General features: G+C 45.8%; 7 protein-coding genes. 4 read left to right on the top strand and 3 right to left on the bottom strand.

The genetic code is table 11. From position 1 onward, the window contains the following. The first annotated feature begins 14 nt into the window (after positions 1 to 14). Positions 15 to 1,574, top strand: a complete 1,560-nt coding sequence (locus CAG68_RS03305; RefSeq protein WP_017635695.1) for an AbgT family transporter — start codon at positions 15 to 17, stop codon at positions 1,572 to 1,574. Between the two features lie 212 nt (positions 1,575 to 1,786). Next, positions 1,787 to 2,335: a tRNA adenosine(34) deaminase TadA gene (gene tadA, locus CAG68_RS03300; RefSeq protein WP_086046558.1), complete on the top strand. Its 549-nt coding sequence runs from the start codon at positions 1,787 to 1,789 to the stop codon at positions 2,333 to 2,335. 588 nt (positions 2,336 to 2,923) lie between these two features. Here the strand turns inward: tadA and mltF are convergent. Continuing rightward, positions 2,924 to 4,501, bottom strand: a complete 1,578-nt coding sequence (gene mltF / locus CAG68_RS03295; protein WP_025998701.1) for a membrane-bound lytic murein transglycosylase MltF — start codon at positions 4,499 to 4,501, stop codon at positions 2,924 to 2,926. Between the two features lie 299 nt (positions 4,502 to 4,800). Between mltF and purL the strand changes: the two genes are divergently transcribed. Beyond that, positions 4,801 to 8,697 (top strand): phosphoribosylformylglycinamidine synthase, encoded by a 3,897-nt coding sequence (gene purL, locus CAG68_RS03290; RefSeq protein ID WP_161440790.1) that lies wholly within the window; start codon positions 4,801 to 4,803, stop codon positions 8,695 to 8,697. Positions 8,698 to 8,992: 295 nt separating this feature from the next. Continuing rightward, positions 8,993 to 9,301 (top strand): DUF3622 domain-containing protein, encoded by a 309-nt coding sequence (locus CAG68_RS03285; protein ID WP_086047122.1) that lies wholly within the window; start codon positions 8,993 to 8,995, stop codon positions 9,299 to 9,301. 90 nt (positions 9,302 to 9,391) lie between these two features. On the opposite strand, the gene CAG68_RS03280 is transcribed toward CAG68_RS03285, so the two are convergent. Further along, on the bottom strand, positions 9,392 to 9,832 hold the full coding sequence (locus CAG68_RS03280) for a hypothetical protein (protein WP_005381599.1): 441 nt from the start codon (positions 9,830 to 9,832) through the stop codon (positions 9,392 to 9,394). Positions 9,833 to 9,950: 118 nt separating this feature from the next. After that, positions 9,951 to 12,063 (bottom strand): TonB-dependent receptor domain-containing protein (locus CAG68_RS03275; RefSeq protein ID WP_161440789.1); only part of this gene is annotated, 2,113 nt, incomplete at its 5' end.

Genomic DNA, 12,063 nt, shown 5'->3' with positions numbered 1-12,063 from the left:
ACTATGGAGTTACCATGAGTAACCAAGCTGTAAATAAGGCACCATCATCGAAGCCGAGCGGGATGGAGCGCTTTTTAAACTTTATCGAGAGGACAGGTAACAAAATTCCTGATCCTGCGATTTTGTTCTTCTGGGCATTGATCATTACTTGGGCGGCGTCAGCACTTTTGTCGAATGTATCATTCGATCTTCCAAACCCTCGAACGGGCGAAGCTCTTACTATCACCAACTTACTTACGGGCGAAGCGCTAGCAAGTTTCCTTGCTAACATGGTGACGACGTTTACTGGTTTTGCGCCACTGGGTATCGTACTTGTCGCAATGCTAGGTGTGGGTGTTGCAGATTCTTCGGGCTTTATTACGACGGGTCTTAAGAAGATGCTGAACTTCACGCCAGCTAAGCTTCTTACTCCAATGCTTATTTTGGTTGCCATTGTATCGCATACTGCGGCAGATGCAGGCTATGTTCTGGTTATTCCTCTTGGCGGTATTATCTTCCATGCGGCAGGTCGTCACCCTTTAGCAGGTATTGCGGCAGCATTTGCAGGTGTATCTGGTGGCTTCTCTGCAAACTTTATCCCTTCAGGTATCGATCCACTACTAGCAGGCTTTACGCAAACTGCGGCGCAGGTTCTTGATCCTGAATACGTGGTTAACCCATTAGCGAACATCTTCTTCACTGGCCTATCCTCTATCATTATTGTGGGGATTGGTTGGTACGTGACAGAGAAAATTATCGAGCCTCGTTTATCAAAAATGCCAATTGATGATGATGCGGAAACCGCGCCAAACCTAGGTTCATTTACTGAACTGGAATCAAAAGCATTCCGTTATGCAGGTTGGGCAATGATGGCGGGTATTGCTTTACTTGTTGCAGCGTTAATTCCAGAAACATCAGCACTTCGCTCGCCTGAAGGTGAAATTACTGCCTTCTCAGCACCGATAATGAAGTCTATCGTGCCGTTGATCTTTATTCTGTTTATCATTCCTGGTTACGTTTACGGTAAAGTGTCTGGAACGTTCAAGACCAGCAACGACATTATCAAAGCGATGGCTGATACTATGTCAACCATGGGCGCATACATTGTTATGTCGTTCTTCTGTGCTCAGTTCCTATCTGCATTTGCTCAGTCAAACATCGGTACGATGCTAGCGTTGTATGGCGCAGAAGGCTTAAAAGCGATGAACCTACCAGGTGAAGTGACCATCATCGGTATGATCCTTCTAACCGCGTCTGTAAACCTACTTATTGGTTCGGCATCGGCAAAATGGGCTTTAATTGGTCCAATCCTAGTGCCAATGCTAATGGCGGTTGGTATCTCGCCTGAGCTGTCTCAGGCGGCTTACCGTGTGGGTGACTCTGTATCGAACATCATTTCGCCTCTAATGGTATTTTTCCCTCTTGTTGTGGTTTACTGTCAGCGTTATGTGAAGTCTGCTGGTATCGGTACGCTTGCGTCACTAATGATGCCATTCTCGATCGCAATGCTGATCGGTTGGTCTATCTTCCTAGTTGCTTATTGGATGGTAGGTATCCCGCTAGGCATTCAAGCTCCTTACACTTACACAATGTAAAAACGTGTAGGGTGTGAAAGCCGCTAATTGGCAGCCAAAAAGCGCAGGTCTTCGATCTGCGTTTTTTTGTTCTCGTAAAACGAACATCGATAGGTCTTGTAACTAGTTTTTTGGAGTTGCAGACTTTGTCCCGTGATGTGTTGCTGTAGTAAAACCGAAGTTGGTGATAAAATTCCTGACTTCAATCGTTTTTTGTTTCTTTGGAGCCTCCTTTGTCTAACCATCCGTTTTCCCCTCAAGATGAATTGTTTATGCGCAGAGCGATGGAGCTTGCTGAGCAAGCAGAAGCTGAGGGGGAAGTACCTGTTGGCGCAGTGCTTGTCAAAGATGGTGAAATTATCGCTGAGGGCTGGAACCGCTCTATTGGTACTAATGACGCTACCGCACATGCTGAGATCCAAACACTGCGTAAAGCAGGCCAAAAGCTAGAAAATTACCGCCTTCTGGATACGACGTTATATGTAACACTTGAGCCATGCCCAATGTGTTCCGGAGCCTTATTGCATAGCCGCGTTAAGCGGGTTGTTTTTGGAGCGCCAGATTTAAAAGCTGGAGCAGCAGGAACAGTGCTTAATTTGTTTGAAAGTCAAGCCGCTTACCATTACGCCTTAGTTGAAAAGGGGCTGCTAGAAGATGAGTGCCGTACTCAGCTACAAGCGTTTTTTAAGCGCCGCCGAAAGGAAATTAAAGCGAAGAAGCAAGCACAAAAAGCATTAGAAAATGGAGAGAGCGAACAAGGTAGTAGGAGTAGTGAGGGCTAGCAAACACCTACAACGTGGTAGATGTTTGCTTGGACGCACTAGTGATTGACTAAATGTACAAAAACACGATTACGTGAACTTACTTTCTTTTTCATACATGTCAGTTTACGTTTACGTCGGATAGCAGCTACGGTGTTATTTAAACGCTTTGACTGCACTCTACGTCTTCTCATATTCAAAACCTCCTGCAGACAAGACTTTTACCAGTAAAGTGCGGCTCATCGATGCTTGGCAATAGGCTCGATAATCGCACTAAACATTGTATGGTTTAAACGTTCTTCATTTGACTTCTGCATTGCACAGAGCCAGCAAACAATTTCAATACGATGCTTAATAATAGGAGTGACGTTATTTCGGCAGAGTGTAGCCGAAAGCGCCGCTTCATCAAGTGAGCTAAATCATGTGGTTGTAAAGTAATCTGTTACAAAGCAATCAGTTTTACTAACGATGAAGAAAAGGCGACCAACCAAAGGAATGGTTGAGTGTGGTTGGTGTCACTCAGAATATTGGAGTCTAGATAAGTTTTCGTTAGGACTCAACAAAAATGACGAGCTTCATAGGCTCGTCATTTTTTAGTTTACCGCGGGTTTATTCTTCAATGCTTTCTTGTTCGGTGTCTTCTTCAACCGTGACGTCAGAAGCGCCAGAGACTTGTTCTACGACGGTCTCTACTGCGCCCGATATCAAAATGTCGGGGTTGAGCGGCGGAATCACTTGCAAGTCATCGCTATTCTCATCAATCGCTGGCTGTTGGCTGACATGACCAATGATGGATTGGTAGTAACGTCGAATATTTTCTACGTAATTACGCGCTTCATCGCCTCTGGCGTACCCATAGCGAGTTTGGCTGTAATAGCGCTTCTGACGCAGTAAAGGCAGCCTATCTTTTACATCGGCCCAAGCGTTCGGATCGCCACCTTGTGCTTTGGTGAGTCGTCGTGCGTCCATCATGTGGCCGTAACCAATATTGTATGAAGCTAACGCAAACCATATTTTTTCATGCTCGTTGATGCTATCAGGCACGCGACCTACAATGCGACGTAAGTACTCGACACCACCACGAACAGATTGCTCAGGGTCCAAACGGTTAGTCACCCCGACGCTTTTCGCCGTTGGCAGAGTCAGCATCATCATCCCCCTAACACCCGTTGGCGATTTTGCTGTTGGTTTCCAATGTGACTCTTGATAAGCCAATGCTGCAATTAATCGCCAGTCGAACTCTTCGCTGTATTTTTGGAATAAAGGTGCCCATTTAGGCAATTTGTCATCCAGAGCTCGAATGAATGCGCGAGTATCAACGTAGTCAAATGCTTCAATATGACCAATGTACTTTTCTTCGAGGGTGGACAGTTCTCCTGATTGTTTGATGTTACCGAAAAACTCTATCAGCATTGCATACAAGCTTTCGTCTTCAGAACGTCGAGTAAACCAAGACACAGGTTGATCTTCTGTAAGTTCGAACGCGAGCGCAAGATCGGGGTAAAGGCGTTGAGCTAGGGAAAGTTCCACCGAATCAGTCACAGTAAAACGTAACTCACCCTTCGATACGTATTTGAGTAAGTCTCTCGTGTCAGCATCACCAACAATTTCAAACTGAAGTTCTGGATACTGCTTCTTTAACGCTGTTAGGGTCGGAACATATTGCGATTGTTCAACGATCTTTAATGTTTGAGCGCCTGCATTTGTATCTTCGTCGGACTCGTCGTCTTTCGAGGCTTGGTATTCAATGAGTTGTTCGATATCACGTGGTCGAAGTTGCCCTTTTTTATATACCACTTGTTGGCTTACATAATAATAGGCAGGGCCTGGTCTAAATCGTTTGACTGCTTGTGACGTTTGATTTAAACCCGTAGCGATGATATCGATATCTCCTTTCTTAAGAGCAGGAAAAAGCTCAGCCTGGCGAAAGGCTGGTTTAATCTCGAGTTTGACGCCGAGCTGCTCCGCAAACTGACGCGCCAATTCGTAATCCAACCCTGCGGGACCATCGGGACCTATGTAGTAGGAAAGCTGATTGTTTAGCGTGCCAACACGAAGCACACCACGTTCTTGAATTTTTTCAAATTCACTTTTGGGCTCCGACTCAATCTGGCAAGCTGAGAGCAAAAGAACAGAAACTAAAATTAGAGCACTGCGCTTGAGCCGGTTGAAGTGACTTATTTGCATTAATAGGTACATCTTGGAAAATTTCTATTTGCCTTTATATCAAAGCGAGCTCATGGGGCAAAGTGAATCACACACTTAAAACGTGACATTGTGTGTTTTATCGACATTTTAGTTGTAATTCAAATTTGACAAAAAAAATGACGCAAACGGTTGCTTTTGATGTTACATCACAAAAACAATTACTATATAATGCGCTCGCAATGACGAGGTGGAATCGGCATAGGTTCGACAGGGCTTATTTTAAGTGTCTGAATTTATTCCAATATCACCTTAATCAATTGCATAAGAGACCTAAGCACATGAGAATTTTGCGTGGCTCCCCAGCTCTTTCTGAGTTTCGTGTTAATAAACTACTGGAACTTTGTCGTGAACAAGATCTGCCTGTAACTGGCATTTATGCCGAGTTTATGCACTTTGCCGATCTAAAGTCAGACCTTGATGACCAAGAGTTAGAAAAACTTGAAAAGTTACTAACTTACGGCCCAACCATCGAAGAGCATGAGCCAGAAGGTCTTCTACTTCTTGTTACGCCTCGTCCAGGCACTATCTCGCCTTGGTCTTCTAAATCTACCGATATCGCTGTTAACTGTGGTCTGGATAAAGTGAAACGTCTAGAGCGTGGTACGGCTTATTATGTCGAATCTTCAGTTGTTCTCTCAGAAGCTCAAGCTGACGCTGTTAAAGCGTTAATTCACGACCGCATGATGGAAACAGTATTCACAGAATTTGAAGCCGCATCAGCATTATTTACTGTTGCAGAGCCTAAGCCTGTCGCACATGTTGATATCTTAGCTGGCGGTCGTCTTGCGCTTGAAGAGGCAAACGTTTCCCTTGGCTTGGCACTCGCAGAAGATGAAATTGATTACTTGGTCGAGAACTTTACCAAGCTTGGGCGTAACCCAAACGACATTGAATTGATGATGTTTGCTCAGGCGAACTCAGAGCATTGTCGCCACAAAATTTTTAACGCAGATTGGACTATCGACGGGGTAGATCAACCTAAGTCTTTGTTCAAAATGATCAAAAACACTTTTGAAACGACACCTGACTATGTGCTGTCTGCATACAAAGACAACGCAGCCGTTATGACAGGTTCTAAAGCGGGGCGTTTTTTCCCTGACCCTAAATCTCGTCAATACACGTACCACCATGAAGATACGCACATCTTGATGAAGGTAGAAACGCACAACCACCCAACGGCAATCTCTCCATGGCCGGGCGCATCGACTGGCTCAGGCGGTGAAATCCGTGACGAAGGCGCGACGGGTATCGGCGGTAAGCCAAAAGCGGGTCTGGTTGGTTTTACAACCTCTAACTTACGTATTCCTGGTTTTGAACAGCCATGGGAAACCGACTTCGGCAAGCCGGGTCGTATTGTAAATGCGTTAGACATCATGCTTGAAGGTCCTCTAGGAGGCGCGGCATTCAACAACGAATTTGGTCGTCCAAATCTATTGGGTTACTTCCGTACTTACGAAGAAAAAGTCACTTCTCATGCGGGTGAAGAAATTCGTGGTTACCACAAACCAATCATGATTGCTGGTGGTATGGGTAACATCCGCGATGAACACGTACAGAAGAAAGAGATCCCTGTAGGTGCGAGCCTAATCGTACTTGGTGGTCCGGCAATGAACATCGGTCTTGGTGGTGGTGCGGCATCTTCCATGGCATCTGGTCAGTCAGCAGAAGATCTGGACTTCGCTTCGGTACAGCGTGAAAACCCAGAGATGGAACGTCGCTGTCAGGAAGTGATCGACCGTTGTTGGCAGTTAGGCGACGATAACCCAATCGCATTTATCCACGATGTGGGTGCAGGCGGTATCTCTAACGCATTGCCTGAACTTGTCGACGACGGTGAGCGTGGCGGTAAGTTCCAATTACGCGATGTACCAAACGATGAGCCGGGCATGAGCCCACTGGAAATCTGGTGTAACGAATCACAGGAACGTTACGTTCTAGCGGTGGCGCCAGAAAACATGGAAGCATTCGACGCCATCTGTAAGCGTGAACGCGCACCGTATGCAGTGGTGGGTGTGGCGACAGAAGAGCGTCATCTAACGCTAGAAGATTCTCACTTCGACAATACGCCAATCGATATGCCAATGGATATCCTGCTTGGTAAGCCACCGAAGATGCACCGTGACGCAACCACACTAAAAGTGGAAAGCCCTGCCATTGTTCGTGATGGTATTGAGCTTAATGAAGCAGTGGATCGCGTACTTCGTCTTCCTGCTGTTGCAGAAAAAACATTCCTAATTACTATCGGTGACCGAACAGTAACGGGTCTGGTTGCTCGTGATCAAATGGTTGGTCCTTGGCAGGTACCAGTAGCAAACTGCGCAGTAACAGCGGCAAGCTACGACACTTACCATGGCGAAGCAATGTCGATGGGTGAGCGCACGCCAGTGGCATTACTAGACTTTGGTGCATCGGCTCGCCTAGCCGTTGGTGAGTCACTAACGAACATTGCGGCAACAGACATCGGTGATATTAAACATATTAAACTGTCTGCGAACTGGATGTCTCCAGCGGGTCACCCAGGTGAAGATGCGGGTCTTTACGAAGCAGTGAAAGCGGTTGGTGAAGAATTGTGTCCTGCGTTAGGTTTGACTATCCCAGTTGGTAAAGACTCCATGTCGATGAAAACCAAGTGGGAAGAAAACGGCGAGAGCAAAGAAGTTACTTCTCCACTGTCGCTAGTTATCACGGCATTTGGTCGTGTGGAAGACGTACGTCGTAAGACCGTGACTCCTCAACTACGCACTGACAAAGGAAATACCTCTCTAGTTCTTGTTGACTTGGGTAACGGAAAAAACCGCTTAGGTGCGACAGCATTGGCACAAGTATACAAACAGCTGGGTGACAAACCTGCTGACGTAGATAATGCAGAGCAGCTAAAAGGCTTCTTTGATGCAATACAAGCGTTAGTACGTGATGACAAGCTGGTGGCTTACCACGATAAAGGCGACGGCGGTCTGTTTGTAACGCTTGCTGAGATGGCGTTCGCGGGTCACTGTGGCGTAAAAGCGAACATCGCAGAGCTGGGTGATGATGCGCTAGCCGTTCTATTTAACGAAGAGCTAGGTGCGGTTGTTCAAGTTAAGAATGATGATCTAGATTCAGTTCTATCTACTCTGGCGGCAAATGGCTTAGAGGCATGCTCACATGTGATTGGTTCTGTTGAAGCTTCAGACGACTTTGTTATCACTTCTGGTGATGCTGTTATGCTTGAACGTTCACGTACCGAACTACGCGTTATCTGGGCTGAAACAACGCATAAGATGCAAGGTCTACGTGATAACCCAGCGTGTGCAGACCAAGAGCACGAAGCTAAGAAAGATAACTCTGACCCGGGTCTAAACGTTAAGCTCAGCTTCGACGTAAATGAAGACGTTGCAGCACCGTACATTGCGAAAGGTGCTAAACCTAAGATGGCAATTCTACGTGAGCAGGGCGTTAACTCCCACGTCGAAATGGCAGCAGCGTTTGACCGAGCTGGTTTTGAAGCAACCGACATCCATATGAGCGATATCCTAACGGGCCAAGCGGTACTGGATGAATACCATGGCCTAGTAGCTTGTGGTGGCTTCTCTTACGGCGACGTACTAGGTGCGGGTGAAGGTTGGGCTAAGTCTATCCTGTTTAACGCACAAGCTCGTGAACAGTTCCAAGCCTTCTTCAACCGTGAAGAGACGTTCTCTTTAGGTGTATGTAACGGTTGTCAGATGCTATCAAACCTGAAAGAGCTGATCCCAGGTGCAGACTTGTGGCCACGTTTTGTGCGCAACGAATCTGAGCGTTTTGAAGCGCGCTTTAGTCTAGTTGAAGTTCAGAAATCTGACTCTGTATTCTTCGACGGAATGGCTGGTTCGCGCATGCCAATCGCGGTTTCCCACGGTGAAGGGCGTGTAGAAGTACGTGATGCAGAGCACCTAGCAGCGATTGAAGCATCAGGTACGGTTGCGGTTCGTTACGTGGATAACCTCGGTAACCCAACACAACAATACCCGAACAACCCGAATGGTTCGCCAAACGCGATTACCGGTTTAACAACAACAGACGGTCGCGTAACTATCATGATGCCTCACCCAGAGCGCGTATTCCGCACAGTTGCAAATTCTTGGACTCCGGAAGGTTGGGGTGAAAATGGCGCTTGGATGCGTATGTTCCAAAATGCCCGTAAGAATATCGGTTAATTAACCAAAGGTTAATCTAGCTTAAGTAAAGCGTTGGTTGAGAGACCAGCGCTTTCTTTTTTCTTATCACTCTTTTTTCTTCGTCGCTCTTTCTAGTGACTTGGCGAAACGTTGCTTTGTTCTGCCTCTTCTTTGTCATCTATTATCTAGCGTAAAAAACTTGCAGCGTTTAGATTACTTTTATGCTCTAATACCGCGCTTACCAAGGGATGGTGTTAAACAGCTCAGCTTAGATGGAGTTATCAAGTTGACCGAATCCCTGATTGATCCCTAAATCCCTTAGGAAATGAAAGAAATGTCTAAGAATCCAAAATTTGCTATCCGCGTCACTGAAAAACGTAACGGCTGGAGCGCAGAAATCACTCGCCAAGTGACATCTCGTAAGACTGTAGTATCAAAGCGTGAAATAGGCTTTGACAGCGAAGAGAAAGCACAAGCTTGGGCTGAACAAGAACTGGCTGGGTTTATCCAAAACCAAGTGGTTCGTAACGAGCGTAAAGCAGCGCAACGTCAAGAGCGTGAAGCAGAACAACTAGCGGCAAAAGTTCGTAAAGAAGAAGCCCGCAAAGCACGTGAAACCGAAGTAGACACTGACGAAGAATAAGTTTAAATCGGTGAGATGGTGACGTTACCCATCAAACAAATAGTGAAAATGCCCTGAGTTTTGTCTCAGGGCATTTTTTATTTATATCGGCTAAAAACAATCCGATGATACGGACAGGCTAAACGTGCCGTCTTCAGGGGCTGCAAATTGTTTATTGCCAGGAAGAAGGTGAGGGTTATTAGCGTAAGTGCGATGTGTCGATTTGACCTTTGCAGAATGTCTTTCCGGTAAATCAAAGTGTTGTAAGCCGTCAGATAGATCGTTTGCTTCACCGTAGTCGAAATGTGTTGCGACGTCTTTGGGCTGCTTGGCGTAACGACAGTGATCCGGCTTACCATCTTCGTGCCAAGTTAAAGAGTTAGTTTTTGCATCTAGATTCAGGTTATTTGCTGTTGGCTGTGCGTAAAAATCTTCTGAAACTTGGTGCTTGCTTTGTTCTTGTAAGTAGTCTGCAATGTTCTCAGAAGCTTGCGCTAGGCTACCTACAGGGAAGAAGCAAATCAGAAGAAGCCGTGTTTTTAGATTGTTCATAATGTGTATGCAAGCAAAAGGAAATGATAATACTGATAAATAAAACGGCGTGCAATTATGGCCATTGGATACGATATAACAGGGCAGTTAATGTCTGCCCTGCATCTTTTAGGTATGGTTAGTATTGATAAGTGAGGTGCAGTTTGACTTCGCGACCAGGCGAAGGCACGCCATTAGATAGGTATGCTTCGTAGTAACGATCGGTTAAGTTTTTCACAACCGCGCCAACGCTCAAGCCTTCGACTTGTTGTATTTCCCAAACCACGTAAGCGTTTTGTAGCGTGTATTGCTCACTTGGCGATTTCACTTTTAAATTATTACCGCTTGCCTTGGTTTTGGTTTGCGCATCATACCAACGGACTTCCCAGCCCGTACGTAAACCAGGAATCCATTCGTAACCCAAACCCAGATTAATGTTTAATGGCGGTACATCAGGATGATCATCATCTGAACCTGTAGAGTCAGATAGGCTACCTTTGTTTTTGCCGCGAATGTAACTTGCTGAGAAATTACTGTAGAAATCTTCAATCCGGTATTGTGAAATTAGCTCAAAGCCATAGTTTTTAAAGCCATCTAGGTTTGTATTCCAGCTTTGTAACTCAGTAGTATTTTTGTCGAGGTTTTCGCCCGTTCGTATATCAACTGTGTCGCTAACATCGTTATAGAACATAGTTAACTCTGTTGCGAGGTTATCGCGAGAGTTCACCAGCCCTTCCGTTAAGTTGATAACGCTTGCTTGATAAGCATGGATACGAGACACGTCCAGATTCAAAGCAGTAGCCGTAGCGGTAGCGCGCGCATATTGCACTGAGTAGATGTTATCAACGGTTGGTGCTTTTAAAGCGTAGGCGTAGGAGGCGTTTAAACGCGTATTATTGCTCGCATCAAAGTCGATATCCAAACGTGGGCTAAAGCCTTTATGCGTCGTTTCACCGTAGTTATGTCCGGCAGCTGGATCATTATAATCCGGCGCTGCGTTCCCTTTTCCTTCACTCTTGATGTATTCGTAACGCAGAGAAGGTGTGATTGTTAGGCGGTCTGTTGCTTGATAGTGATCAGCAATGTAAGCGGCATAAATTGACTGCGTGCCAGATGGTTCGTAGTAAGGGGTGTACCAACCGTAGTTTTTCGCTTCATTACTGTCGTATGATGCGTTGAATACTAACGAGTCTCTATCGGTTTTTTGATATTGAAGCCCAGTGACTAGAGTGTGATCTCCGAATTGCGCTTGGTTAAACACATCAACGTAATCACGCTCGTAACTCAGCCATGACTCATGACCGTAACTGCCAACAGAAACGAACATTTTCTCGAATGCTACGTCAGGGCGAACCCAATGACGATCGTTTTCGGAACGTGCCATTTTGATATTGAAATCAATATACGGGTTAGTCGGCATGTAGTGGTAAGAGATGGTCGTGGTGTTGTCCGTGTATTTGTTATCGACGGTGTAAGCGTATTGGGCTTTTTCTAATGAGCCGTATTTCTTGATATTGTATTCGGTGATGTTAGGCATTTTTCCGCGGCGGTTAGCCCAAGGTTTACGACCTTCATCTTTGTAGCGAGTGTGGCTAATTTCAAATTCGTGATCGTTGTTTTCATAACCGACCTTTACGAGCATGTTTTCTTGCTCATAACCTGAGTAATCCAGCGTTTCACCACCTCCGACTTTAATGTCATCAGAATCTTTTACCGAGCCATTCGCTAGAAAATAAAAACCAGTATCGTTTTTACCATAGAGTGTTAGCGTGTAGGCGTTCTCATCGCCGTTGGTGTTGTATGCACTTGAGATGCGAGCACCAAAGTTTCTTTCGCCGTACAGGAGATCATCGACACTTTTGGTTTTAATGCGAATGGAGCCACCAAACTTCCCGTTGAGTGCTCGATAGTCGTGCGCGCCCTTGATAATTTCTGCTTCGCCAATTAAGAACGGATCAAAAAAGAAGGTACCGTAGCGGTATTGTTGAAAGCCGATTGGAGCGCCATCGACAAAGACGGCGATATCGCTTGGATCATCAAAACCACGAATGTTAATACGTTCGCCACCAGAACGACCGCCACCATCTATTGATGCACCGGGAACGGCATCGATCATTGAGGCAAAATTTGAGTACTGTTGCTCTTCAATCTCTGACCAATTAATGGTGGTTTGCGCAGGCTCAGCAATGGTAATAGGTTTGGCATAACGAACGCCTATGACTTCAAGCTCTTCATTTGGCGCTGTCTCGGCA

The sequence above is a fragment of the Vibrio sp. V42_P2S4T144 genome, assembly GCF_009904715.1.
Classification (GTDB): Bacteria; Pseudomonadota; Gammaproteobacteria; order Enterobacterales; family Vibrionaceae; genus Vibrio; species Vibrio alginolyticus.
The sequence above is the reverse complement of the archived record's forward strand: the minus strand, read 5'-3'. Positions and strand labels throughout refer to the sequence as shown.

Bases quoted from the DNA above. Each gene is read 5' to 3' on its own strand.
- CAG68_RS03285 (WP_086047122.1), top strand. From the start codon at position 8,993: ATGTCTAAGAATCCAAAATTTGCTATCCGCGTCACTGAAAAACGTAAC.
- CAG68_RS03280 (WP_005381599.1), bottom strand. From the start codon at position 9,832: ATGAACAATCTAAAAACACGGCTTCTTCTGATTTGCTTCTTCCCTGTA.
- purL (WP_161440790.1), top strand. From the start codon at position 4,801: ATGAGAATTTTGCGTGGCTCCCCAGCTCTTTCTGAGTTTCGTGTTAAT.
- mltF (WP_025998701.1), bottom strand. From the start codon at position 4,501: ATGCAAATAAGTCACTTCAACCGGCTCAAGCGCAGTGCTCTAATTTTA.
- CAG68_RS03305 (WP_017635695.1), top strand. From the start codon at position 15: ATGAGTAACCAAGCTGTAAATAAGGCACCATCATCGAAGCCGAGCGGG.